This is a genomic window from Micromonospora sp. WMMD734, from assembly GCF_049178975.1.
GTDB lineage: Bacteria > Actinomycetota > Actinomycetes > Mycobacteriales > Micromonosporaceae > Micromonospora > Micromonospora wenchangensis.
Genome location: NZ_JBMHMK010000001.1, coordinates 6,663,405 through 6,687,696 on the forward strand (window position 1 = coordinate 6,663,405; position 24,292 = coordinate 6,687,696).

General features: G+C 71.6%; 18 protein-coding genes and 1 pseudogene. 12 read left to right on the forward strand and 7 right to left on the reverse strand.

All coding sequences use genetic code 11. The annotated features are described in order from the left end of the window. The first annotated feature begins 214 nt into the window (after nt 1–214). The gene (locus ACN267_RS29135) at nt 215–1,144 is read left to right on the forward strand and encodes a CDP-alcohol phosphatidyltransferase family protein (RefSeq protein ID WP_281902851.1); all 930 of its coding nucleotides are present in this window, start codon (nt 215–217) and stop codon (nt 1,142–1,144) included. Between the two features lie 65 nt (nt 1,145–1,209). On the opposite strand, the gene ACN267_RS29140 is transcribed toward ACN267_RS29135, so the two are convergent. The 3 genes and pseudogenes from ACN267_RS29140 to ACN267_RS29150 form a co-directional block, all read right to left on the reverse strand. Next, the gene (locus tag ACN267_RS29140) at nt 1,210–2,457 is read right to left on the reverse strand and encodes a phosphatidylserine decarboxylase (protein WP_281902853.1); all 1,248 of its coding nucleotides are present in this window, start codon (nt 2,455–2,457) and stop codon (nt 1,210–1,212) included. 411 nt (nt 2,458–2,868) lie between these two features. Continuing rightward, nucleotides 2,869–3,055 (reverse strand): annotated as a pseudogene (locus ACN267_RS29145) (hypothetical protein); the annotation flags it as partial. Further along, a complete protein-coding gene (locus tag ACN267_RS29150) occupies nt 3,052–4,629 on the reverse strand; it encodes a PspC domain-containing protein (RefSeq protein WP_421490083.1) in 1,578 nt (525 codons plus the stop codon). The pseudogene ACN267_RS29145 and the gene ACN267_RS29150, both read right to left, overlap by 4 nt. Nucleotides 4,630–4,825: 196 nt before the next feature. Between ACN267_RS29150 and ACN267_RS29155 the strand changes: the two genes are divergently transcribed. The 8 genes from ACN267_RS29155 to ACN267_RS29190 all read left to right on the forward strand — a co-directional run bounded on the left by ACN267_RS29155 (nt 4,826) and on the right by ACN267_RS29190 (nt 14,695). Next, on the forward strand, nt 4,826–6,067 hold the full coding sequence (locus ACN267_RS29155; RefSeq protein ID WP_281902857.1) for an ATP-binding protein: 1,242 nt from the start codon (nt 4,826–4,828) through the stop codon (nt 6,065–6,067). A 1-nt stretch (nt 6,068) separates the two neighbouring features. Then, nucleotides 6,069–6,755, forward strand: coding sequence for a response regulator (locus ACN267_RS29160; RefSeq protein ID WP_421490084.1), 687 nt, complete (start codon nt 6,069–6,071; stop codon nt 6,753–6,755). A gap of 168 nt (nt 6,756–6,923) precedes the next feature. Beyond that, entirely contained in the window at nt 6,924–8,129 is a 1,206-nt protein-coding gene (locus ACN267_RS29165) for a thioester domain-containing protein (RefSeq protein WP_421490085.1), read from the forward strand. A gap of 732 nt (nt 8,130–8,861) precedes the next feature. Next, the gene (locus tag ACN267_RS29170) at nt 8,862–10,505 is read left to right on the forward strand and encodes a peptide ABC transporter substrate-binding protein (protein ID WP_204957768.1); all 1,644 of its coding nucleotides are present in this window, start codon (nt 8,862–8,864) and stop codon (nt 10,503–10,505) included. Nucleotides 10,506–10,660: 155 nt separating this feature from the next. Next, nucleotides 10,661–11,587, forward strand: a complete 927-nt coding sequence (locus ACN267_RS29175; RefSeq protein ID WP_204957769.1) for an ABC transporter permease — start codon at nt 10,661–10,663, stop codon at nt 11,585–11,587. A gap of 75 nt (nt 11,588–11,662) precedes the next feature. After that, nucleotides 11,663–12,634, forward strand: a complete 972-nt coding sequence (locus tag ACN267_RS29180; protein ID WP_204957770.1) for an ABC transporter permease — start codon at nt 11,663–11,665, stop codon at nt 12,632–12,634. Nucleotides 12,635–12,660: 26 nt separating this feature from the next. Continuing rightward, nucleotides 12,661–13,689, forward strand: a complete 1,029-nt coding sequence (locus ACN267_RS29185) for an ABC transporter ATP-binding protein (protein WP_421490520.1) — start codon at nt 12,661–12,663, stop codon at nt 13,687–13,689. Then, on the forward strand, nt 13,682–14,695 hold the full coding sequence (locus tag ACN267_RS29190; protein WP_204957771.1) for an ABC transporter ATP-binding protein: 1,014 nt from the start codon (nt 13,682–13,684) through the stop codon (nt 14,693–14,695). The genes ACN267_RS29185 and ACN267_RS29190 overlap by 8 nt, the downstream gene beginning before the upstream one ends. A 139-nt stretch (nt 14,696–14,834) precedes the next feature. On the opposite strand, the gene ACN267_RS29195 is transcribed toward ACN267_RS29190, so the two are convergent. Together ACN267_RS29195 and ACN267_RS29200 are read right to left on the reverse strand one after the other, a co-directional pair. After that, complete coding sequence (locus ACN267_RS29195) at nt 14,835–15,203, reverse strand: chorismate mutase (protein ID WP_204957772.1); 369 nt, start codon at nt 15,201–15,203, stop codon at nt 14,835–14,837. A gap of 267 nt (nt 15,204–15,470) precedes the next feature. Beyond that, complete coding sequence (locus ACN267_RS29200) at nt 15,471–17,321, reverse strand: bifunctional metallophosphatase/5'-nucleotidase (protein ID WP_421490086.1); 1,851 nt, start codon at nt 17,319–17,321, stop codon at nt 15,471–15,473. Nucleotides 17,322–17,535: 214 nt separating this feature from the next. Between ACN267_RS29200 and pcrA the strand changes: the two genes are divergently transcribed. Next, on the forward strand, nt 17,536–19,938 hold the full coding sequence (pcrA, locus tag ACN267_RS29205) for a DNA helicase PcrA (RefSeq protein WP_421490087.1): 2,403 nt from the start codon (nt 17,536–17,538) through the stop codon (nt 19,936–19,938). Between the two features lie 57 nt (nt 19,939–19,995). On the opposite strand, the gene ACN267_RS29210 is transcribed toward pcrA, so the two are convergent. Together ACN267_RS29210 and ACN267_RS29215 are read right to left on the reverse strand one after the other, a co-directional pair. Beyond that, on the reverse strand, nt 19,996–20,763 hold the full coding sequence (locus ACN267_RS29210; RefSeq protein WP_421490521.1) for a M23 family metallopeptidase: 768 nt from the start codon (nt 20,761–20,763) through the stop codon (nt 19,996–19,998). Nucleotides 20,764–21,106: 343 nt separating this feature from the next. After that, entirely contained in the window at nt 21,107–21,823 is a 717-nt protein-coding gene (locus tag ACN267_RS29215; protein WP_421490088.1) for a M23 family metallopeptidase, read from the reverse strand. Nucleotides 21,824–22,208: 385 nt separating this feature from the next. On the opposite strand from ACN267_RS29215, the gene ACN267_RS29220 reads away from it, so the two are divergent. Next, complete coding sequence (locus ACN267_RS29220) at nt 22,209–22,613, forward strand: cobalamin B12-binding domain-containing protein (protein WP_204957775.1); 405 nt, start codon at nt 22,209–22,211, stop codon at nt 22,611–22,613. 498 nt (nt 22,614–23,111) lie between these two features. Beyond that, the gene (gene sucC / locus ACN267_RS29225) at nt 23,112–24,290 is read left to right on the forward strand and encodes an ADP-forming succinate--CoA ligase subunit beta (protein WP_421490089.1); all 1,179 of its coding nucleotides are present in this window, start codon (nt 23,112–23,114) and stop codon (nt 24,288–24,290) included. The last annotated feature ends 2 nt before the right edge of the window (nt 24,291–24,292 follow it).

Here is a 24,292-nt window from a genome sequence, read left to right on the forward strand (position 1 = left end):
CGGCAGCTATCGCCAACCACCACGCCGCTGTGCAATGGTGTACTCCGCTTGAACGGCTGCCGGGCCAGAAGCGGTCCGGCACGAGACAGCCGGACACCCGCCCGCACGGGCGGCCAGCCGATCCGGTGATGGAGGAAACGTGCCGAGAGCCCCATGGCGCCGGCGTCGTACGACTGACAGTCCGCGCCCCGCAGGGCGTCGCTGGGCGGGCCGGTTGCGCCGCAGCAGCACATTCGCCCGCCAGGTACTGCTGGTTCGGGTGGGTCGCCGGGACGGTGACCAGCTCAACGGCACCGACCTGGTTCTTCCCGAGCACCGCGTCGACCGCCAGCGTCGCCGGTACGGCTTCGACCGTCGCGGCATCACCCTCGACCGCGCCGAGATCGAGGCGGTCGCCCCGGTCAGCCCGGCCCTGGGCCCCACCACATCGGTCGACGACTCGCCGGCGATGGCGATCCCGCTGCTTCCCGGCGCGCGTACCCCCGCCCGGCGGATGAAGTTCGCGCTGGTCAACGCCTGCACCCTGGCCAGCCTGGTGCTCGGCATCAACGCCATCTTCGTCGCCATGAACGGCCAGCCCCGGCTCGCGGCCCTGCTGCTGATCGCCTGTGTCGTCTTCGACGGCCTCGACGGCGCGCTCGCCCGCAAGTTCGGCGTGGCCAGCCCGTTCGGCGCGCAGATGGACTCGCTCGCCGACATGTGCTCCTTCGGCCTGGCCGCCCCGGTGGTGGTCTACGCCTCGCTGGCCGGATCGGCCCCCGCACCTGCGGCGGCGGTCGCGGCAGCGCTCGTGGCGTCCTGCGCCGCGATCCGGCTCGCCCGGTTCAACGTCTCGCCCAAGGACGGCCGGTTCTTCTGCGGTGTGCCCACCACGATGGCGGCGGCGGTGCTCGCGCTCGGTGTGGCCATCGGGCTGCCGCTGCCGGCGATCGTGCAGATCGGCGGGGTGGCGCTGCTCGCCTTCGCGATGGTCTCCAGCTTCCCGTACGCCAAGCTGGCCCGGCTGGTCAAGCTGCCGCCGTGGCTCTGGCTGGCCCCGGCCGTCGGCGCACTGGTCGACATCCGGCTCACCTTCGCCCTCGTGGTGGTGGGCTACCTGGTCAGCGGGCCGCTGCTCTGGCTGCACCAGCGCCGCACCGCCTGACCCGTCCGCAGTCACACGACAGGGGCGCCGCGACCGCGGCGCCCCTGTTTCGTACCGGTGCCGGCTCAGCTCCAGCGGGCGATGACCGAGGAACCGCCGACCACCTTGTCGCCGGGGCCGACCAGCGGCGTGGCGGCGTCGGCCGGCAGGTAGACGTCGGTACGGGAACCGAAACGGATCAGCCCGAACCGCTCCCCCCGGGCCAGCAGCGCCCCCACCGGCGCCCGCTGCACGATCCGACGGGCGATCAACCCGGTCCGCTGCGCCACCACCACCGTGCCGTGTTCGGTGTCCAGCACCGTGTACGCCGCGACGTTGTGCTCCGCGTCCGGCTTCATCGCGTTGACGAAGCCGCCGTCGGCGACGAAGTAGTCGACCACCTTGCCGGCCACCGGCGAACGGTTGACGTGCACGTCGAGCACCGACAGGAAGACCGCGATCCGCAGCCACTCGCCGTCGCCGAACCGCTCGTCGTGCAGCCGTTGCACCGACAGCACCTGACCGTCGGCGGCGGCGACCACCGCGGACGGGTCCTCCGGCACGTCCCGCTGCGGGTCCCTGAAGAACGCGGCCACCGGGGCGGCGGCCAGCGCCGGCACCAGCCACAGCTTCGACTTCGGCCGGGCGACCCGGGCGACGGCAGCCAGGCCGAGCGCGATACCTGCCGCGGCGACCCCGTTCGAGTCGATGTGCATGCTTCGGGTCAGCGGCACGCTCGACGGCCGGTACGCCGGGGCGAGCCGGGCGGCCGACGCGGCACCGGCCGGGGTGAACCGCAGGTGGTGCACCCGTACCGGCGGGGAGTTGCGCACCACCAGGTCGGTCCGGACGCCGTGCAGCACGCCGTACCGGTCCAGCTCGGCGGCGGCCCCCCCGGTACGGAACACCGGCGCGGCGACGCTGAGCACCGCGCCGTCGGTCAGGTACTTGGTGAGGCCGTCGACGGCGTCGCGGGTCTGCTCACCGGTACCGGTGAACGGCTCGGCGGCGATGACCAGCTCGGCGGCGTCCGCCTCGGCCAGCGAGTCGACCACCCGTACCCGGTCGGCGACCCAGCGGCCCTGGGCCGTCACGTGGTCGCGCAGCGTGGCGGCGTCGGTCGTCGCGGCCGGCACGACGGTCAGCGTGTCGCCCGGCAGCAGCGCGTCGATCGCCGCGGCGAGGACCGTGGCCCCGGGGGCCGCGCCCACCAGCAGGGCGGCCTTCGGGTCGTTGCGGCGGGCGAGTTCGGCGACGAGGGTACGGGCGGCACGCTCGCCGATGCGGACCGGACCGGACGGACCGGAGGGGCGCACGGCGGGGGACTGGGTCATGTCGGGCGGGCTCCTGACGGGGTAGGCGGACGTCGCGGCGGGACCGCCTCGGGTGCCCGACGAGGCGCACCCGGGCCGGTGCCGGGCCGCCTCTCGCGCGCGGCCACCGGCGGGGCTCGGCCGACGGAGGCGGGATCTCCCCGGCCAGCATACGAGCCGGCGGCGGCCGTCCGCACCGGCGCGGTCAGCTCGGCGGCGGTGGTGGGGTGCCGGGTGGCCCGGTGACCGGGTCGTCGGCCGGCCACCGCCGGGTGCCCCCGTCGCCGATCCGGGCCGGCTCGTCCGGTCGACGCTCCACCGTGTCCGGCCGCCCCGGCTCGTCCGCCGGGTCGCCGACCTGCCCGCCCACCGGGTCGACCGGGGCCGGCGTGGGGGTCGCGGCGCTGTCGGCGGCCGGGGACCCGGCGTCGACGGTCCGCGCCGACCGCACCGCGCCGACCAGGCCGAGCAGCCCGATCAGCACCAGCGCGCCGGCCAGGAACCAGCCCACGGCCGGCAGGGCCAACCCGAGGATCTGGGCCAGCAGCCACCACAGGGCAAGGCCGACGAAGAGCAGCCCGAAGACGAACGACACCAGGTCGGTGCGGTGGGCCTTCACCGGGTCACCTCCAGGTTGCCGGCGTTGACCTGGACGGTGAGCCGTAGCGTGCCACCGCCGGTCCCGTCCGGACCCAGGTCGGTGACCTGCCGTGCCTGTCCCTCGAATCCGGCGCTACGTCGCCCGAACACGGTCGCCTCCCCGGCCTTGACGTTGGTCACCACGGTGACGTCCACGTTCGGCGGGACCACGATGGTGGCCTCCCCGAAGTTGACCACCACGGTGAGGTCGGTGTCCTGCTTGTCGAAGTCCACCGCGCGCAGGTCCAGGGTGGTGTCGCCGAAGCTGTTCTCGTAGCGGTCGGCCAGTTCCCGGTAACTGGCCGGTGCCCAGGTGACCGCCCCGTCGACGCCCCTGACCCGGTCGTAGGACTCGGCGACGGTGGCGACGGCGAGAGCGGCGGCGGCGACCAGACCGAGGGCGATCAGCCAGCGGGCCCGGCCGAACCAGGTGCCCACCAGCAGGCCGAGCCCGATCGTGGCGAGCACCGCCGCGAAGTAGCCGGCCGCGCCGATCGGAAAGACGTCCAGCAGGTCCAGGATGGCCACCACGCCGAGGACCAGGAAGATCAGCGAGAAGGTGGCGGCACCCAGGGCCGAGCGTTCCTTCGGCTTCTTCGGCGGCTTGACCCGGGGTGCGGGCGGCGGCGGCGGGCCCGACCCGGCGTACGGGCCGTGCGGGGCGAACGGCGGCCGGTAGCCCGTACCGGGTGGTGGCGGGACGGCCACCGGTGTGCCGGCCGATCGGCCGGGCACCGGTGGGCGCGGCGGCCAGCCCGGCGCTTCCGCCCGGGTCGCGGTGACCTCCATCGGCCGGGCGGGTGGCCAGGGCGGCAGCGCAGCGGTGGGGCCCTGCGCCGGCCAGCCCACCGCGCCGCCCGCCCGGGCGGCCGTCGGGGCACCGGCCGGGAACGGCACGGCGGGTGCGGGCGGGGTGAACGGCGTGGGTGCCGGGTAACCGACCGGGGGCACCGGTCCGGGCGGTCCGGCCGGCGCGGGTGCCGGACCGGCGGTGGCGAAGCCGGACCGGCCGTCCCGGTTGAGCAGCAGCGCGCCGCCGATCAGGATCGCCGCGCCCAGCAGCACCGCCCGGAACGCGTCGGTGACGATGTAGCCGAAGCTGACCGCGACCAGGATGGTCAGCACGATCACGGTGATCGGGGACATGCTCGACCGGCCCCGCCCGAGCATCGACTCCAGCGGGGAGGCGCTGTCGCCCTCGCCCGGGATGATCAACCAGGCGGCCACGTAGACCAGGATGCCGACCCCGCCGAAGAACCCGAGCACGGCGAGCAGCACCCGCCACAGCACCGGGTCGGTGTTGGTGGCCCGGCCGATCGCCGCGCAGACGCCGGCGAGGTAGCGGCCGTCGCGGGGCCGGACCAGGCCGTACCGGGAGGTGAAGCTGGCCCCGCCGGACGGCGGGGGATAGCCACCGGGCGGTGGTGGCGCGTCGTCGCCCCCCGTGGGCGACGCGGGCGCCGTGGGGTCCGGCCCGGCGGCGGGACCGGGCGGCGGCGTACCACCCGGTGTGGCCACCGGAGGGTACGGCGGCAGGGCGGGGTCCTCGGTCATGACTCGATCCTGCGCCGCAGTCGGGCCGGGTCACCTCCGGAACCGACCCTGACCCCACCCTGAGATCCCGGGAGGCGGATGTCGGGGGCGTCCCCGTGGTCGGCGGCGTCCCGGGCGTGTGACGATCGGAGCGGCACCGTACCGCCAGGTGTCCGTCCGCCACCCACCGTGATCAGGGGAGCCTCCCATCAGCGTCGTGACCCCGCCGCCACCCCGCCTCTACCGGGCGCCGGAGCACCGGTTGGCCGCCGGGGTGGCCGCCGGCATCGCCGACCACCTCGGCATCTCGGTGCTGCGGGTCCGGGTCGCGTTCATGGTGCTGCTCGGGCTCAGCGGCCTGGGCCTGCTGCTGTACGCGGCGTTCTGGGCGGTGGTGCCGCTGCGGCCGGGTGACACCGCCGTGCCGCCCCGGCGGGACCCCGGGCAGCTGCTGCCGTTCGTGGCGATCGGCCTCGGTGTGCTGCTGGTCCAGGTGCTGGTCTTCGACTCGGTCGGCGCGGCGGGCACCGCCGGCTGGCTGGTGGCGATCATCGCGGTCGGTGCCGGGGTGATCTGGCACCAGGCCGCGCCGGAGCGTCGTCGGCAGTGGAGCGGTTCGATGCCGGTGCCGTGGCTCGGCGCGGTGGTGGAGGAGACCGACAGGCGGGCACTCGTGCTCCGGTTCGCCGGTGGCGCGGTGCTGGTCGCCGTCGGCATCATCGGCGTGGCGGCGGTCTACTCCCCGGTGCAGAACCTCGACGCGGTGGTCAACGGCGTGATCTTCGCGCTGGTCGGGCTGGTCGGCGTCGGGGTGGTGGCCGCCCCGATGCTGTGGCGCATCTGGAACCAGCTCCGCTCGGAGCGGGAGGGGCGCATCCGTGAGCAGGAGCGGGCCGAGTTGGCCGCCATGGTGCACGACCAGGTGCTGCACACCCTCGCCCTGATCCAGCGCAACGCCAGCGACGTCAAGACGGTGCAGCGACTCGCCCGGGGCCAGGAGCGGTCGTTGCGCAACTGGCTCTACAAACCGACCGCCTCGCCGACCGAGCGGTTCGCGGCGGCGCTGGAGCAGGCCGCCGCCGAGGTGGAGGACACCTTCGCGATCACCGTCGAGGCGGTGGTGGTGGGTGACCGGGGGACCGACGAGCGGGTCGGCGCGCTGGTGGCGGCGGCCCGGGAGGCGCTGGTCAACGCGGCCCGGCACGCCGGGGTGCAGACGGTGTCGCTCTATGCCGAGGTCGAACCGGAGCAGGTGAGCGTCTTCGTCCGGGACCGGGGCAAGGGCTTCGACCCGGATACCGTGGAGGATCACCGGCACGGGGTCCGAGGGTCGATCATCGGGCGGATGAAGCGGCACGGTGGCCGGGCGGAGATCCGTTCCGAGCCCGGAGAGGGGACGGAGGTCCGGTTGATGCTGCCGATCACCGGCACCGGCTCCACGGCGGAAAGGGGCAGCTGAGATGGCGGAACAGCCGATGGATGCGGGGGCGGGCACGGCGGACCGGGCGCACCGGTTGAAGGTCTTCCTGGTCGACGACCACGCCATGTTCCGGGCCGGGGTCCGGGCCGAGCTGGGCGCGCACGTCGAGGTGGTGGGGGAGGCGAGCACGGTGGCCGAGGCGGTCGCCCGGATCGCCGCCACCGGGCCGGACGTGGTGCTGCTCGACGTCCACATGCCCGACGGCGGCGGGCGGGCGGTGCTGGACGCGATGCGCCGCAGCCACCCGCAGGTGAAGTTCCTCGCGCTGAGCGTGTCCGACGCCGCCGAGGACGTGATCGGGCTGATCCGGGCGGGCGCCCGGGGCTACGTGACCAAGACCATCTCCCCGGACGAGCTGACCGACGCGATCCGCCGGGTGGCCGACGGGGACGCCGTGTTCAGCCCCCGGCTGGCCGGATTCGTGCTGGACGCCTTCGCCGCCCGGCCGGACGCCCCGGTCGCCGACCCCGAGCTGGACCAGCTCACCAACCGCGAGCGCGAGGTGTTGCGCCTGCTCGCCCGGGGGTACGCGTACAAGGAGATCGCCAAGGAGCTGTTCATCTCGATCAAGACGGTCGAGACGCACGTGTCGAACGTGCTGCGCAAGCTCCAGATGTCCAACCGGTATGAGTTGTCCCGCTGGGCGGCGGACCGACGACTCGTCTGACACCTCCCATTCCGGGAGCATCATCCCAGGGCTGACAAGAGATCAATTCGTGTCGCATAATGCCCCGTCGCCTTCGCGCGTGCGGGTGGTGTCACGACCCCGCCCGGGGGCGACGCACACCGGCCCGCCCGGAGCGGGCCAACCCCTGGGGAGAGGTGCACGGAACTGATGTTCGGAGAACGAGGACGACGCTGGGCGGGTACCGTCACGGCGCTCGTCACCGGTGGCGCGTTGGTGCTCGCCGCAGCCGGTCCGGCCGCCGCCGAGCCGGCGACGAAGGGCGTGGCGCGGGCGGTGCCGGGCACCAGCGTCACCCTGAAGCTGGACGGTCGGGCGCAGAAGACCTCGGCGCTGGCCCTGGAGCTGAAGGACGGCACCGTGCCGGTCTTCTGCATCGACTTCCACACCCCGGTGGCCCGCAACGGCGAGTACGCCGAGGGCAGCTGGGACGAGTCGGAGGTGAAGAACCTCGGCCGGGTGCAGTGGGTGCTCACCCACGGCTACCCCAACGCCGACCGGGCGAAGCTGCTCGCCGCGGCCGGTGCCACCCTGCCCGCCGGGCTGTCCGACTCCCGGCGCGACACGCTGCTCTACTTCGGCACCCAGACGGCCGTCTGGCAGTTCAGCGACGGCATCACCCTGGGTGACTGGGAGCGGGGGCTGACCGTCGCCGCCGAGTACGACGTGATCCGCCGGGTGCACGACTACCTGGTGCGCAACGCCACCGACCAGCCGGAGCCGAAGGCCGAGCTGAGCCTCGATCCGGCCTCGGCCAGCGCGACCACCGGCGGGCGGGCCGGGCCGTTCACCGTGCACGGACCGGCCGGGGAGATCGCCCTCAAGGTCGAGGGCGGCAGCGCCGTCGACGCCGAGGGGCGTCCCGTCGCCGCGACCACCAACGGTGGCCGGTTTTGGCTGACCGCCACCGCCGCCGGCCGGGTCACGGTGACCGTCTCCGCCCCGGACTCGGTCTCCTTCGGGCGGGTCTTCCTCTTCTCCGGCGGCAAGAACGCCAAGCAGAAGCTGATCCTGGGTGGCAGCACCGGCACCTCGGTCACCGCCGACGCGGCGGCGACCTTCGCCGCCGCCCCGGCCTCGCCGTCGCCGTCGGCCTCGCCGTCCGGGTCGCCGTCGCCGTCGCCGTCGCCGTCCCCGTCGTCCTCGGCGGCGTCCCCGTCGCCGTCGACCCCGGCGGATTCCTCGTCGCCGCCGGCCAGCCCGGCTCCGTCGACCTCGCCGGCCAGCAACGGCGGCGGCCTGCCGCTGACCGGGTCGCCGATCGCCCTGGCCGCCCTGGCCGGGATGGCGCTGCTCGCGTTCGGCGCGGTGGCGGTGCTGCTGGTCCGCCGCCGCCGGATCCGCTTCACCGTCTGAGGTACGGACACCCCGGCCCCGGCACCCCGATGGTGCCGGGGCCGGCCCGTTTCCGTCGGGGGTGCTCCGGCCCGTTTCCGTCGGGTCGGGGGGTGTTCCGGTCCGGCGACGCCGTCCGGGTGGTCACGCCGTCCGGGTGGTCACGCGGTCCGGAGGGACCGGTGCGGACCTGCGCCGGTGTCGTCGGCCGGCCGGCCGGGACTTGTCTCCGCGCGGCGGAAGTTGCCATCATCCGGATGGTCGAAATCGGGCAACTCTCGGTGGACGTCCAACCGTCGTGACGGGATGGCGGGAAAGCTCACACTTGCTACCCGTCGGTCACTACCTGCTGCAGCAGACTTGCTGTCTTTCCTGCTCAGAGCGGTACGACCAGGGCATCTCATGATCTTTTCTCAAGTATCGGCAACATGGCGGGCAACTAACGGCTTGATAACGGCACCTTCACGTAATGGGCCGGTGGGTGTCACAGTGGCAGCACCTCACCCCTGACGTGAGGCACCCGTGTGTCCCGACCGACCACGTCACCGCTGCCCATGGCACGGATCGTGGTCGTCGAGCCTGCCCGGGGGCCGAGTGCGGGAGTGTGGTGGCCCGGCGGATCGGTACCCCTGGGGTGTCCCGATTTCTCTGCGGTAACCGGTGATCTGTAACACATGATCGCCGTGCGGTGTCACCCCCCAACGTGCGTGAAACCCACGACGGAACCAGGTTAGAAAGAGGAGGCCCCTCGGAATGAGAGTCTCGAAGCGGGCGAGCGGCGCCATCGCGATGGGTGCGGCGTTCGCGCTCATCGCGTCCGGCTGCTCCAGCGGTAGCGACGACGAAGGCAGCAGCGGCGCCAGCAGCTCGGACGGTGCCATCGTCATCGACGGCACCGAGCCGGAGAACCCCCTGGTTCCGGCGAACACCACCGAGACCGGTGGCGGCAAGATCATCGACTGGCTCTGGACCGGTCTGGTCGAGTACCCCAACAACGGTGGTGCGCCGCAGAACGCGCTGGCCGAGTCGATCGAGACCAGCGACTCCAAGGTCTACAAGATCAAGATCAAGCAGAACACGAAGTTCCACGACGGCACCGTCGTCAAGGCCAAGAACTTCGTGGACGCCTGGAACTGGGGCGCGTACTCGCCGAACGGCGCGCAGAACGCCAGCTTCTTCGCCGACATCGCCGGCTTCGCCGACGTCAACACCTCCGACCCGGACGGCGACGGCCCGAAGAAGGCGCCCGAGCCCAAGGCCAAGGAGATGTCCGGCCTCAAGGTCGTCGACGACTGGAACTTCGAGGTCACGCTCGCCGCGCCGACCGCCGTGTTCCCGACCAAGCTCGGCTACAGCACCTTCATGCCGCTGCCGGACGCCTTCTTCTCGCAGGGTGCCGAGACCTTCGGCAAGAAGCCGATCGGTAACGGCCCGGTCAGCTTCGTCTCGTGGGAGAACAACGTCGCGATCAAGCTGACGCGGTTCGACGACTACAACCTGCGCGACAAGATGAAGATCAAGGACGTCACCGTCAAGATCTACCAGGACGACACGGCGGCCTACAACGACCTGGTCTCCAACAACCTGGACTTCCAGCAGCAGGTTCCGGTCTCCTCGCTGGCCGGCGACAAGTGGAAGGCCGACCTGGGCGACCGGGCGATCCCGTCGACCACGCCGTCGACCGGCATCATCGCCTTCCCGATCTACGACAAGCGCTTCCAGAACCCGAAGCTGCGCAAGGCGATCTCGCTGTCGATCAACCGGCAGGAGATCACCGACAAGATCTTCTTCGGTAACCGCAAGCCGGCCGACAGCTGGGCCAACCCGCTGACCCCGGGTGCCAAGCCGGGCAACTGCACCGCGTGCTCCTTCGACGCGGCCCAGGCCAAGACCCTGCTGACCGAGGCCGGTGGCTTCACCGGGCAGCTGAAGATGTACTACAACGCCGACGCCAGCCACAAGGACTGGATGGAGGCCGTCGCCCAGCAGATCAAGACCAACCTGGGCATCGACGCGGTCGCCGTCGGTGTGCCGACCTTCGCGGTCTTCCGGCAGAACATCAACGCCCACAAGATGGACGGCGCCTACCGTGCCGGTTGGCAGCAGGACTACCCGGACGTGGAGAACTGGATCAACCCGCTCTACGTGACCGGTGGTTCCTCGAACGACGGTCTCTACAGCAACCCCGAGGTGGACGCCCTGGCCAAGCAGGCCAGCTCCGCCCCGAGCCTGGAGGCCTCGCACGAGCTGTTCGCCAAGGCGGTCGAGAAGGTCGACCAGGACGTTCCGTCGATGCCGATCTACTTCGGTGGCCAGCAGTCCGGTCACTCCGAGAAGATCAAGAAGATGGAGCTGACCAACGTCGGCGAGCTCGACATCACCTCCGTCGAGCTCTGATCCGAACGGTCTGACCCCGGGTCGGGCTCGCCTACCGGTGAGCCCGACCCGGGGCCGTTCCGCGAGTGGGTGCACCCCACCCCTCGCCACGTTGTCGCCACCCGTGTCGGCCGCACCCCCGCCCCCGGCACACCCCTTGTCAGGAGGACCACCCCATGGGCCGTTATCTGGTGAGACGGCTGCTCCAACTCGTCCCGGTGTTCATCGGGACGACGCTGATGATCTACCTGCTGGTGTGGAAGGTCCCCGGGGACCCGTTCGCCGGCAAGTGCGGTGATCGGGGCTGCCCGGACAACTACCGGGCCATGATGACCGAGAAGTTCCAGCTGGATCAGCCCTGGTTCGTGCAGTACGCCACCTACATGAAGAACCTCCTGCAAGGCGACTTCGGGACCACCTGGTCGGGGCGCGACGTCGGCGAGATCATCGCCACCGCGTACCCGAACACCCTCAAGCTGGCCCTGGTGGCCCTGATCATCGAGGGTGTCATCGGCCTCACCGCAGGTGTGCTCACCGGCCTGCGCCGCAACGGCTTCCTGGACAACCTGGTCCTGGTCTCCACGCTCTTCCTGATCGCGCTGCCGGTCTTCGTGGTCGGCTTCGTGCTCCAGTGGTTCTTCGGCGTGAAGCTCGGCATCGTCAAGCCGACCGTCTCCAACGAGATGCGGATCACCGAACTGCTCCTACCGGGCTTCGTGCTGGGCAGCGCGTCGATGGCGTACATCGCCCGGGTGTCGCGCACCAGCATCGCGGAGAACCGCCGGGCCGACTACGTGCGTACCGCGATCGCCAAGGGGCTCCCGATGCGCCGGGTGGTCGGCATCCACCTGCTGCGCAACTCGCTGATCCCGGTGGTGACCCTGCTCGGCACCGACCTCGGCGCCCTGATGGGCGGCGCGATCATCACCGAGGGCATCTTCGGCATCAACGGCATCGGCCGCACCGTGCTGCGGGCGATCGTCACCAAGGAGAGCGCTACCGTTGTCTCCATCGTGGTCGTGCTGGTGCTCGTCTACCTGGTGATGAATCTGCTGGTGGACCTGCTCTACGCCGCATTGGACCCGAGGATCCGCTATGAGTGAGCGCAGCAGCGAACGAACCGTCATTGCAGTGTGCGCGGGCAACCAGGCCGGCGCCGAGCGCAGCGAGGTGCAGGCATGAGCGACCCGAGTGCCGCTTCGATCGTGAGCACGCCCCGTCCCGAGCAGTTGACCGAGGCAAGCTCCCCGGCCACCGCCGGCCCCGGCGGCAAGCAGGAGAAGCCGCGTAGCCTGCTCGGCGACGCCTGGCTCGACCTGCGTCGCAAGCCGCTGTTCTGGATCTCCGCCGTCTTCATCGTGCTCTTCGTGGTGATGTCGACCTTCCCGTCGCTGTTCACCTCCGGCAACCCGACCGACGGCGTGCTGGCCCGCAGCCGGGTTGAGCCGTCGTCGGACGCCTGGTTCGGTTACGACGTGCAGGGCCGTGACGTCTACGCCCGGGTCATCTACGGCGCCAACGCCTCGATCGTGGTCTCGCTGCTCTCCACGATCGGCACCCTGCTGATCGGCGGGACGGTCGGCATCATCGCGGGCTACAAGGGTGGCTGGATCGACGGCCTGCTCTCCCGGATCACCGACATCTTCTTCGGTCTGCCGTTCGTGCTCGGTGCGATCGTCATCCTCACCACGTTCAACGGCGCCGGCTCCGACAACGGCGAGTGGGAGATCAAGCTCCTGGTGATCGGCTCGCTGGTGCTGCTGAGCTGGCCGGTGGTGATGCGGCTGATGCGTTCCTCGGTGCTCGCCACCAAGGAGGCCGACTACATCGTGGCGGCCCGGGCGATGGGTGCCAGCACCGGTCGGATCATCTTCAAGCACCTGCTGCCGAACTGCCTGGCACCGCTGCTGGTCTACGGGACGATCATGATCGGCTCCTTCATCGGTGCCGAGGCCACCCTGTCCTTCCTGGGTATCGGCCTGCAGAGCCCGGTGGTCTCCTGGGGCATCATGATCAATGAAGCGCAGAACTACCTCCGGGTCTCGCCCTTCCTGCTCTTCTTCCCCTCCGCGTTCCTCGTCACCGCCGTGCTGAGCTTCGTCATGCTCGGCGAGGCGGTCCGCGAGGCCCTCGACCCGAAGCTCCGATAGGGGAGACTGAGTTGTCCGACATTCTCGTGTCCGAGCAGTCCGCGCCCGGCGCCGACGGATCCGGCCGCCCCTCCGGTCGGCTGCTCGAGGTCGACGGCCTGCGGGTGGAGTTCCGCACCCGGGACGGCGTCGCCAAGGTCATCAACGGAGTGACGTACCACGTCGACGCGGGGGAGACCCTCGCCGTGCTCGGCGAGTCCGGCTCCGGTAAGAGCGTCACCGCGCAGACCATCATGGGCATCCTGGACATGCCCCCCGGCTTCGTCACCGGCGGCGAGGTCCGCTTCCACGGCAAGGACATGCTCACCATGTCCGCCGAGGAACGTCGCCGCATCCGTGGCGAGGGCATTGCGATGATCTTCCAGGACTCGCTCTCCGCCCTGAACCCGGTCTTCACCGTCGGGTTCCAGATCGCCGAGCAGTTCCGGGTCCGGCGCGGGATGAGCCGTTCCGACGCCAAGAAGCGCGCGATCGAGATGCTCGACCAGGTCAAGATCCCGAACGCCAAGGGCCGGTTCAGCAACTTCCCGCACCAGTTCTCCGGCGGCATGCGGCAGCGCGCGATGATCGCGATGTCGCTGGCGCTCGACCCCGAGGTGCTGATCGCCGACGAGCCGACCACCGCGCTGGACGTGACCGTGCAGGCCCAGATCATGGACCTGCTCGGCGAACTCCAGCGGGAACGCCGGATGGGCATGATCCTGATCACCCACGACCTCGGCGTGGTCGCCGACGTCGCGGACCGGATCGCGGTCATGTACGCCGGCCGGATCGTCGAGGAAGCCGACGTCTACGACCTGTACGCCAAGCCGGCGCACCCGTACACCCTCGGCCTGCTCAACTCGATCCCCCGGCTGGACGAGAAGGGGCAGCAGCTCCGCACCATCAAGGGCCTCCCGCCGAACCTGATGAACATCCCGCCGGGCTGCCCGTTCAACCCGCGCTGCCCGATGGCGCAGCCGGTGTGCCGGGAGACCGTCCCCCCGCTGTTGCAGATCGGCACCGGTCGGGCCAGCGCCTGCCACTTCGCCGAGGAACTGGTGAACCGTGACTGAGAACATCATCGAAGTCCGCGACCTGGTCAAGCACTACCCGGTCACCCGGGGCATCGTGTTCAAGAAGACCATCGGCCAGGTCAAGGCCGTCGACGGCGTCTCATTCGACCTCAAGGCCGGCGAGACGCTGGGCGTGGTCGGTGAGTCGGGCTGCGGCAAGTCGACGCTGAGCCGGGTGCTGATGAACCTGGAGAAGCCGACCGCCGGCACGGTGCACTACAAGGGCCAGGACATCGCCAAGCTCTCCGGTGGCGCGCTGCGGCGGCTGCGCCGGCAGATCCAGCTGGTCATGCAGGACCCGTACACCTCACTGAACCCGCGGATGACCGTCGGCGACCTGATCGGCGAGCCGTTCGAGATCCACCCGGAGGTCGCGCCGCGCGGCAGCCGCCGGGACAAGGTCAAGGAACTGCTCGACCTGGTCGGCCTCAACCCGGAGCACATCAACAGGTATCCGCACCAGTTCTCCGGCGGCCAGCGGCAGCGCATCGGCATCGCCCGCGCGCTCGCCCTGCGGCCCGAGGTGATCGTCTGCGACGAGCCGGTCTCCGCCCTGGACGTCTCGATCCAGGCCCAGGTGATGAACCTGCTGGAGAAGCTCCAGAACGAGCTGGGCCTGTCGTACGTGTTCATCGCGCACGACCTGTCGGTGGTCCGGCACCTGTCGGACCGGGTCGCGGTGATGTACCTCGGCAAGATCGTCGAGATCGGCACCGAGGACGAGATCTACGAGCGGCCGACCCACCCGTACACCCAGGCGCTGCTGTCGGCGGTGCCGGTGCCGGACCCGACGCTGCGGGAGAACAAGGCGATCATCCGGCTCACCGGTGACGTGCCCTCGCCGATCAGCCCGCCGTCGGGCTGCCGGTTCCGCACCCGGTGCTGGAAGGCGCAGGACGTCTGCGCCGAGCAGCCGCCGCTGCTGGAGATCCGCCCCGGCTCGGACCACCCGAGCGCCTGCCACTTCGCCGAGAAGCGGGAGATCGTCGCCACGCACGAGGCGTGACCCCACCCGGACCGCCTGCCACCGTCCACCCGACGGCGGCAGGCGGTTCGTCGTTCCACCACGGTCCCCGGGACGCCCTCACCGCGGCCCGCGTCAACCGCAGTGCCGCTACCGCACCCCGTGTCCGCCGGGTCGCCGTTTACAGCGGCCCGCGCCCGGCCCGCAGCAGCAGCAACGCCAACTGGGTGCCGTCGGCCCCCAGCTCGCTGCGGAAACGCTCCAGGATCTCCCGCTCCCGGGAGAGCACCAGCCGGGTGCCCCCGGAGGCCATCCGGGTCACCCCGACCTCCTGGGACAGCGCCGCCCGCTCCTGCCAGAGCGCGATCAGCGTACGGTCGATCTCGTCGATCCGTTCCCTGATCGCCACGATCCGTTCGGCCGCCACCGTGTCGCCGGTGCCGGTCCGGGCGGCAGCGGCGCCGGTCGGGTCCGCCTCCGTGGGCTCGGCCCCGGCCGGATCGTCGTGCCGCGCGGGGCCACCGCTGGACTCCACCACGTCAGTCATCATCGTCGTACCCCTCGGGTCTCGGGCCCGGTGTTCGGATCCCGGGACGAAAAAGCCCCGGGCTCTCCGAGCCCGGGGCTTTCGCAGGTCTGTCGATCAGGCGCGACCCACGGCTGCCGGACTCCCGGTGCCGTAGTAAAAAAAGAACTGCCGCTCGATCACGTCGTCGAGTATGCCGACCGGTGGCCGGTGCGCGCAAGCACCCGGACGGCTGAGAGAAGGGCCCCTCGTCGCCGCGCGCCCGCGCCGACGAGGGGCCCTTCCCGCCGGTCAGCCCAGCCGGGTGATGCGGTCCGCCGCCGTGGGGGCGACCGGCGCGCCGGCACCCAGGTACGCCACCAGGGCGTCCACGTCGAAGCCGGGGGCGGTGGTCCGGCCGGTGCCGCCCGCCAGCTCGGTGAACCCGTCCCCGCCGTTGGCGAGGAAGTCGTTCGTGGTGACCCGGAAGCTGGCGGCCGGGTCGACCGGGGTGCCGTTCAGGGCCAGCGCGCTGACCCGCGAGCCGGCCGGCGCGGTGCTGTCGTAGGAGTAGGTCAGCCCGGCCGAGGGCTGGAGGATGCGCTGGGTGGTCTGCCCCTTGAAGCCGACGAACTGCTGCTCCAGTACGTCCTTGAGCTGCGCGCCGGTGAACGTCTGGGTGACCACCAGGTTGTTGAACGGCTGCACGGTGAACGCCTCGCCGTAGGTGACCTCGCCCGGCGCCTCGCCACCGGTCGACGCCCCGTACGCCAGGGAGGCCCGCACGCCACCCGGGTTCATCAGCGCGAGCTGCGCCCCGTCGCCCCTGGTGTACGCCAGCTGCGCGTCGGCGATCACGTCACCCAGCGGGCTCTCCCCGTTGGGCCGGGCGTCCCGGACGATGTCGGCGCTGATCTTCCCGACCACCCGGTTGGCGATCGGGGCGACCGCGGTGCGGTACTTGTCGGCCAGCGTCTTCGCGCCCGCGTCGACCAGCGCCGGGTTCTTGGCGAACACCCCGCCGGTCTGCTGCCAGGTCCCGTCGGCGTTGCGCACGCCGTTCTCCACGATCACGTTCTTCGCGGTGATGCCGGTGAACCGGCCGGTCCGCCGGTCCAGCGAGTAGTCGATGTCGGTGACCAGCTGGCCGTTGTTGCCGGCGCTGGTGACCACGCTCGGCTTGCCCGAGGAGTTCGGCAGCGAGCAGGAGTAGAAGCGGTGGGTGTGTCCGGAGACCACCACGCCGAACTCCGGCCGCAGGCCCTTGACGATGTCGACGATCGGGCCGGAGAAGTTGGCGCAGTCGGAGACGCCCGGGGTGGCCGGCGGCGCGGACTGCGCGCCACCCTCGTGCACCAGCAGCACCATCGCCTTGACGCCGAACAGCTTGAGCAGGCCGCCCCACTTGTTGGCGGTCTGCACCTCGTCGGTGAAGGTGACGTCCTTGATCCCGGCCGGGTTGACGATGCCCGGGGTGCCCTCCAGGGTGACCCCGACGAAGCCGACCGGCACGCCGCCGACGAACTTCACGTCGATCGGGGGCAGGATCGGCAGCTTGGTCTTCTTGTTGATGGTGTTGGCGGCCAGGTAGGTGAACTTCGCGCCGGCGAAGCCGTCGCCGTCCTGGCAGCCGTCGACCGGGTGGCAGCCGCCCTTGTCGATCCGGAGCAGCTCCTTGACGCCCTCGTCGAACTCGTGGTTGCCGACCGAGCTGACGTCGAGGCCGACCTGGTTCATCAGCTCGATCGTGGGCTCGTCGTGGAAAGCGGCGCTGACCAGCGGGGTGGCCCCGATCAGGTCGCCGGCGCCGACGGTGGTGGTGACCCGGCCCTCGGCCTTCGCCTCGGCCCGCAGCTTCTTCAGCCAGGTGGCGAGGTATTCCACCCCGCCGGCCGGGGTGCCGTTGACGGTGGCGCCGCTGCCGCCGGGCGGGTCGATCGCGCCGTGGAAGTCGTTGTAGCTGAGGAACTGGCCCTTGACCTCGCCACCCGTCGCGGTGGCGTACGAGACGGCGACCGGGGCGAGGCCGGCACCGGGGGCGGCGTCGGCCGGCGGCGTGGTGGCGCGGCCGGTGATGGGCAGGCTGGCCACGACGGCCAGGGCGAGGGCCGGTGCGGCGAGGTGACGCAGCACGGCCCGACCGCGCGAGCGCGGGTGACTCATATTTGTTCTCCCAAGTCGTCTACGGGGGAGCAGGCGGGGATTTCCCGGGTCATCGTCGCGCCTCGGGGCGGAAGATGCCAGTGGGGCCACCGTGACAGGTTCGTCTCAGTCCGGCCGGTCGGCGGCCGGGGCGTGCGCCCGGTGGCGGGGCACGATCCGTGCCGGGCGTGCGCGGGCGGGAAGTGTCCGGCCGACGGCATAGACTCGCCGTGCGATGCATCCTCTCTTCGACATCCCCGCGTCCCCGCCCGCGCCCGAGCCCGAGTCGGTTCCGCCGCGCCGGCCCGGCCCCGCCCGTCGCCTCGATCCGCAGGACCTGGTGGAGGGCCTGAACGGTCCCCAACGGGACGCGGTCGTCCACGCCGGCTCACCGCTGCTGATCGTGGCCGGGGCCGGCTCCGGCAAGACCCGGGTGCTCACCCACCGGATCGCCTACCTGCTCGCCGCGCGGGACGTCCACCCCGGCGAGATCATCGCGATCACTTTCACCAACAAGGCCGCCGGGGAGATGAAGGAGCGGGTGACCCACCTGGTCGGTCCGCGCGCCCGGCTGATGTGGGTGTCGACGTTCCACTCCGCCTGCGTGCGCATCCTGCGTGCCGAGCACGAGCACGCCGGCCTGAAGTCGACCTTCTCCATCTACGACGCCGACGACTCCCGCCGGCTGATGCAGTTGGTCGCCCGGGAACTGGATCTCGACCCGAAGCGCTACCCGGCCCGGGGGCTGGCCGCCCAGGTGTCCAACCTGAAGAACGAGCTGACCGACCCGGAGGAGTTCGCCGGCCGGGCCACGGGCCCCAACGAGCGGGCGCTGGCCGAGGCGTACACGCTCTACCAGCGGCGGCTGCGGGAGGCGCACGCGCTGGACTTCGACGACCTGATCATGACGACGGTGCACCTGCTCCAGTCGCATCCGCACGTCGCGGAGAGCTACCGCCGCCGATTCCGGCACGTCCTGGTCGACGAGTACCAGGACACCAACCACGCGCAGTACACCCTGATCAAGGAGCTGGTCGCCGGCACCGAGGGGATCGCCCCGGCCGAGCTGTGCGTGGTCGGCGACGCCGACCAGTCGATCTACGCGTTCCGGGGCGCGACTATCCGCAACATCCTGGAGTTCGAGCGGGACTTCACCGACGCCCGCACCATCCTGCTGGAGCAGAACTACCGCTCCACCCAGACCATCCTCAACGCGGCCAACGCGGTGATCGACCGGAACACCTCCCGCAAGCCCAAGCGGCTGTGGAGCGACGCCGGGGCGGGCGAGCAGATCGTCGGCTACGTCGCCGACACCGAGCACGCCGAGGCCGACTGGGTGGGCCGGGAGGTCGACCGGCTGGTCGACGCGGGGGAGACCCGCCCCGGCGACATCGCCGTCTTCTACCGCACCAACGCCCAGTCCCGGGTCTTCGAGGAGGTGTTCATCCGGGTCGGCCTGCCCTACAAGGTGGTCGGCGGGGTGCGCTTCTACGAGCGCAAGGAGGTCCGCGACGCGCTGGCCTACCTGCGCGCGGTGGTCAACGACGACGACACGGTCAGCCTCCGCCGGGTGCTGAACACCCCGCGCCGGGGCATCGGCGACCGGGCCGAGGCGTGCGTCGAGGCGCTGTCCAGCCGGGAGCGGATCTCCTTCGGCGCGGCGCTGCGCCGGGCCCGGGAGGCGCCGGGCATCTCCACCCGGGCCGCCAACTCCATCGCCGAGTTCGTCGCCCTGCTCGACGGGGCCCGCGAGCTGGCCGAGGAGGGCACCCCGGAGGAGGTGCTGGAGGCGCTGCTGACCCGCTCGGGCTACCTGACCGAGCTGGAGGAGAGCGTCGACCCGCAGGACGCCGGCCGGGTCGACAACCTCCAGGAACTGGTGAGTGTCGCCCGGGAGTACACCGAGCGGATCGAGGCGCTGGGCGCCGACGACGAGCGGGCCACCCTGGCCGGTTTCCTGGAGCAGGTGGCGCTGGTCGCCGACGCCGACCAGATCCCTTCCGACGACCCCGACCACCAGGGCGTGGTCACCCTGATGACCCTGCACACCGCCAAGGGCCTGGAGTTCCCGGTGGTGTTCCTGACCGGCCTGGAGGACGGCGTCTTCCCCCACCTGCGGTCGCTGGGCGACACCCGGGAACTGGAGGAGGAGCGGCGGCTGGCGTACGTGGGCATCACCCGGGCCCGGCAGCGGCTCTACCTGTCCCGGGCGGTCACCCGTTCGGCCTGGGGACAGCCGTCGTACAACCCGCCGTCGCGTTTCCTGGAGGAGTTGCCGCCGGAGCTGGTGCGCTGGGAGCGCACCGAGGGGACGTACACCTCGTGGGCCGGTGGGGGCGGCGGCGTCGGCGGGCGCGCGGACCGCGCGCCCGGCGGGCGGAGCGGCTTCACCGGGGGCACTCCGAGAGCGGCGGAGCTGGCGAAACGGCTCGGGGTGGACGCCAGTCGGCTGGCCACCGCCAGCGAGCTGCCGCAGGGGCCGAAGGTGTCGGCCGGCGACCGGGTCAACCACCAGCGCTACGGCCTGGGGCGGGTGCTCGCGGTCGAGGGGCACGGGCCGAGCGCCCGCGCGCAGATCGACTTCGGCGACCAGACCATGTGGCTGGTGCTGCGGCACGCCCCGCTCGACAAGCTCTGAGCCGACACCGACGGCCCGGTCCGGCGTGCTGCCGGCCGGGCCCGTCGGTGGTACGGCTCAGCAGGCCACGTCGATGCCCCGGGCGCGCAGGAACGGCGCCGGGTCGATCTGGTTCCACATCTGCCCCTGGTGCACCTCGAAGTGCAGGTGCGGGCCGGTGGAGTCGCCGGTGGAGCCCTCGTAGCCGATCACCTCGCCGACGCCGACCCGGTCTCCGACGGCGACCTTCACGCTGCTCTGGTGGGCGTAGTGGGTCAGGTAGCCGTTGCCATGGTCGATGAAGACCGAGATGCCGTAGCCGTCGCCGACGTCGCCGGCCTTGACGACCGTGCCGGCGGCGGCGGCGCGGATCGGGGTGCCGGCCGGCAGGGCGAAGTCGATGCCGGCGTGCAGGGTGCCCCAGCGCTCCCCATAGCAGGAGGTGATCTGCGCGCCGGCCATCGGGATCACCCAGGACGGCTTCGGCTTCGGCGCGGTCGTCTTCCGCGCGGTGACCCTGGGCTTCGCGGTGACCTTCGACTTCACGGCGGCCTTCCGGGTGGCCGTGGCCGTCGGGGTGGGACTGGTGCTGGTGGGGCTCGGCACGGCGGTGGGGCTGGCCGGGGCGGCCGACTCGCGGGTAGACCGGTCGGCGCGGGCGGCGGCCTCGGCCCGCTCCCGGGCGTCGAGCGCGACGGCTGCCGGTTCGGGGGTGTCGTCCCGGTCCAGGGCGGTGACCGTGGCGACCCCGGCCAGGCCGAGGCCGACCAGCGCGGCGAGGCCGAGGGTCAGGGTGCGTACGCCCCGCGGGTGACGCCTGCGGTGCCGGACCACGGCGGCCGAGATCCGGGCTCCGGGGCCGGTGCGGGTGGGGTTCCCGGCGCGGGTGGTGCCGTCGTCCGGGCGGTTGTTGTCTTCCAGCACGGTGGACCTTCAACTACTCAGGGGGTTTCGGACCCGGACCATCCTGGGTGTCGAAGCGCGCCTGGCCGGGTACGGGTACCGACGGGTAGCCCGGATCGTCCGGCGGCCTGACCGGCTATGTCCCGTCGGGGTGTCGTCTGACCTGTTGCCTCCACCGGCCCGACCGTGGGCTCGGTCACACTGCGGAGTGTGACGCAGCAGACTTGGCCGCACGAAAAACCGCCCGGATCCGTAGATCCGGGCGGTGAGCAGGCGTTACCGAGCGTCAGGAAGCGGCTGCTTCGGTGTAGTACGCCTCGACTTGCAGCTTGATGTCCACTCCGCGTTCCTGCAGCCACGGCACCGGGTCGAGGGGCTGGCCCTTGACATGGACCTCCAGGTGCAGGTGCGCGCCGTAGGAGTGGCCGGTGTTGCCGACCAGTCCGAGCTGGTCGCCCGCCTTCACCTGCTGGCCCTCGTGCACGCTCACCGCCGAGGAGTGGCCGTAGATGGCCTCGCTGCCGTCGGCGTGCTGCACGATCACCGCGTAGCCGTAGCCGCCGAACCAGCCGGCCTTGGTGACCGTGCCGGAGTGGATGGCCACGTAGGGGGTGCCCTCCGGCGCGACCAGGTCGATGCCGGTGTGCAGCTTGCCCCAGCGCATGCCGTACGGGGAGTTGAAGTCGTAGCCCTGCATGGGCAGCAGCCACGGGTCCTGCTGGCTGACGCCCGGCTGGCTGTCCCGGGCGTCGCTGCGGGTGGCCCGGTCGGCGGCGTCGGCACGGGCGGCGGCGTCCTGGCTGGTGATCGAGGCCTGCCGCAGCTCGTCGAGGACCGACGGGCTGACGCTCTTGGCGTCCGGCATCGCCCCCGCGCCGAGCGCGACGATCCCGGCGCCGACGAACGCGGTGGTCACGACCGCCGCGTAGCGGCTCCGCGGGGGGGTGGGCACGCGGCGACGGCCGCGATATCTATCGGGCTCAGACGACAGGCGCTGGCGCACGCACACCCTCCGTTGTCGGGGATCCGATGCAACCTCCGACCGATCGGTGCAGCCGCCCCGACGATCGTTGATCGCGTCATCACCCGTCCGTGGACCTGATGACAACCGTGGACACGTTAGCCCTCCGCCGCTCCGGTCACAAGCGTGCCCCCCGGATCGGCGATTCGTTCTGTCCCTTTCCGTCCATCATTGTCATAGCTCCACGCGCCGGACGGCTGTCCCCCTTCCTGCCCGTTCGTCGCGCACAGTGACCGATCGGCGGAGGCGTCCGGCTTCCCGGGGGCGGGCTGGGACGGTAGGGGTCCGGCCCGGGTTCTCCACCCCCGGTGGGCCGGGTTACCGTTCGTTCAGCTGGTAGCCGCGGAGCCGTGAAGGGTGTGCGCTGATGAACTCTCGTATCCGGGTAGTCGTCGCGAAGCCGGGCCTCGACGGCCACGACCGGGGTGCCAAGGTGGTGGCGCGTGCCCTGCGTGACGCGGGTATGGAGGTCATCTACACCGGCCTGCACCAGACCCCGGAGCAGATCGTCGAGACCGCCGTCCAGGAGGACGCCGACGCGGTCGGCCTGTCGGTGCTCTCCGGCGCGCACATGACGCTCTTCCGCCGGGTGCTGGAGCTGCTCGCCGAGCGGGACGCGCGGGACGTCGTCGTCTTCGGCGGCGGCATCATCCCCGACGCCGACATCCCCGAGTTGATGGAGATCGGCGTCAGGAAGATCTTCACGCCGGGGGCGACCACCCAGTCGATCGTCGAGTGGGTCCGCGCCAACGTGGCCCAGCCGGTCGCCTGACGGCCTGCGGGTGCGCCGCACCCGTCCGTACACCGACGGTGGTGGACCCGCTCCGGGCCGCCGCCGTCGCGTCGTACGGTGAGGCGGTGGCCGGGAGGGGCGGGTTGCCGAATCCGGGCAGGGTGAAGGGCCGGACGCACCCCTCACACGCCCGGCCCTTCTATGCACGATGCCCCGCCGCCACCCCTCGACCGACAGGGCATCGGCCGCTCCCGTCTTCGCGCTGATCAGCGCTCCGACATCAGACTCAACGACGCCCGTACCGTGGGGTTACGCGTTACGTGGGACAACCTGTGGACCGATTTGTGCCACCGGCGAGTCGCCGACGGCGCGCTGTGCATTACCGCACACCGCGCACCCGCTCGGTTGCCGCCGGTGCCCACCTCGCTAGGCTGCGGCCAATGGCCTGTTTCAACTGATGACAGGCGTCAACGGAGTTTCCACAACGCTGGCGGCGGCGCGACGGCGCGCCGCGGAGACGGGACGGGACGCGCAATCGTGGACCTGTACGAGTACCAGGGGCGGGACCTGTTCGAGCGGCACGGCTTGCCCGTGCTCGCCGGCGGCGTCGCCACGACCCCGGAGGAGGCCCGCGCGATCGCCGAACGCCTCGGCGGCCGGGTGGTCGTCAAGGCGCAGGTGAAGGTCGGCGGCCGAGGCAAGGCCGGCGGCGTCAAGCTGGCCGAGGGCACCGACGAGACGGTGGCCAGGGCCACCGACATCCTCGGCATGGACATCAAGGGACACACCGTCCACAAGGTCATGATCACGGTGACCGCGGACGTGGCCGAGGAGTACTACTTCTCCTACCTGCTCGACCGGGCGAACCGCACCTTCCTCTGCATCGCCAGCGTGGCCGGCGGTATGGACATCGAGCAGGTCGCCGCCGAGACCCCCGACAAGGTGGTCAAGGCCCCGATCGACGCGGTCGAGGGTGTGGACGAGGCGAAGGCCCGGGAGATCGTCGACGCGGCCGGGTTCCCGGCCGAGGTCGCCGACCAGGTCGTCGCGGTCGCGGTCGGGCTGTGGAAGGCGTTCGTCGCCGAGGACGCCACCCTGGTCGAGGTGAACCCGCTGGCCAAGACGGGCGACGGCACGCTGCTGCTGCTCGACGCCAAGATCACCCTGGACGAGAACGCCGGCTTCCGGCACCCGGACCACGAGGCCCTGGTCGACCAGGCCGCGGTGGACCCGCTGGAGCAGGCCGCCAAGGAGAAGGGCCTCAACTACGTCAAGCTCGACGGCGAGGTCGGCATCATCGGCAACGGCGCGGGCCTGGTCATGTCCACCCTCGACGTGGTGGCCTACGCGGGCGAGCGGCACGGCAACGTCAAGCCGGCCAACTTCCTGGACATCGGCGGAGGCGCGAGCGCCGCGGTGATGGCCAACGGCCTGGAGATCGTGCTGTCCGACCCGTCGGTGCGCAGCGTCTTCGTCAACGTCTTCGGCGGCATCACCGCCTGCGACGAGGTCGCCAACGGCATCATCCAGGCGTTGGCCCTGCTGGAGGAGCGCGGCGAGAAGGTCACCAAGCCGCTCGTGGTCCGGCTCGACGGCAACAACGCGGAGGCCGGTCGGGCGATCCTCGACGGCGCCGGGAACCCGCTGGTGCAGCGGGTCGACACCATGGACGGCGCGGCCGAGCGGGCCGCCGAGCTGGCTGCTGCGGGGGTCTGACG